Origin of the sequence: Chryseobacterium sp. MMO-72, from assembly GCF_037146035.1 — a bacterium.
In the GTDB taxonomy this organism is placed as follows: domain Bacteria; phylum Bacteroidota; class Bacteroidia; order Flavobacteriales; family Weeksellaceae; genus Chryseobacterium; species Chryseobacterium indicum.
The window spans coordinates 1-370 of sequence record NZ_JBBCWG010000036.1 but is presented as its reverse complement, the minus strand read 5'-3'; the positions used below and the strand labels follow the sequence as shown (position 1 = coordinate 370).

The following is a 370-nucleotide window of genomic DNA, read 5'->3' as shown; positions in this document are numbered from 1 at the left end:
AGTCGGTGACCGTAACAGGAGCTGCCTAGGGTAAAACAGGTAACTAGGGCTAAGTCGTAACAAGGTAGCCGTACCGGAAGGTGCGGCTGGAACATCTCATTTTAGAGCGTCATTAGACGATAAACAAAATTAGTGTAGCAATACACAAAGCACTTACTTAAAGAAAAGCTTTAGTTTTTTATTTGGTTGATATATATAAAAAATACAAAACCCACTAGAAATTAGTAAAAGGGAAAGAGATTGAGAAATGAAGAAGGGGAAAAGTATATTACTTATAACTCATCACCCATTACTCATACAAAGTCTCGTAGCTCAGCTGGTTAGAGCGCTACACTGATAATGTAGAGGTCGGCAGTTCGAGCCTGCCCGA

Annotated in this window: 1 rRNA gene; it reads left to right on the top strand. The window is 40.0% G+C overall.

Features of this window, described 5'->3' with window-relative positions:
* A 16S ribosomal RNA gene (locus WFH39_RS21160) occupies positions 1-102 on the top strand; the annotation flags it as partial.
* Positions 103-370: the final 268 nt, after the last annotated feature.